We start from the raw sequence: 667 nt of genomic DNA on the forward strand, positions 1-667 counted from the left end.
GTTGACATTATCGCCGAAGTCAATAATACCATCTATTACGTTCCGGTTTTTCCCTTCTTGATGGTCTCCGTACGCCATGGGAATACCTCCAAGGGTATCATTTGGATTAGGCAGTGTCCAATTGTCCTTGGGAATCAATACGTCCTGATACAGTTGAAGCTGTTTGTTGCGCGATGCCGACACATTACCAAATCTGTCTTCCACATATACGGTCACATCAACTGTATTAACGCCTGTCAGGTTGTTGATGAACTGTCGTTCAACAGAATTGCGAGAGGTAAACACGGAGGTTACTTCGCGAGCGACGCCTTGCTGCGTATAGTTGATTTTCGCAAACACACTCACCGGTTGTTGCTGCAGGTTTTTCCAGCTCACTGCCAATGCGTCAAACCCTGCTTTTACGTCAAGGGAATCAAAAACCTGTGAAACAGCCGACTCCAACGGTTTAATGATTATCGGAACGACAGTCGATTTATTCCCTGCCCTGTCCATAGCATACAGCCGGACGGTTTCTTCCCCGGTCATCCCCAAAACGTCCAGCGAATCTTTGTAATAAGAGACCGAGAAGCGTCTTACCTCGCCGTTGGCGGCGGTATATTCGGCGTCAATGCTCAGCAGGTCTTCGTCGGAAGGAATAGTATAATATATCCTTACACCACCGTTGAGC

1 protein-coding gene is annotated in these 667 nt (G+C 47.5%); it reads right to left on the reverse strand.

Annotated elements, in window-relative coordinates; genetic code table 11:
- On the reverse strand, positions 1-667 hold a 667-nt coding region (locus tag ASC50_RS02800), incomplete at both ends, for a DUF4959 domain-containing protein (RefSeq protein ID WP_158648320.1).

This window comes from Candidatus Symbiothrix dinenymphae, from assembly GCF_001431085.1.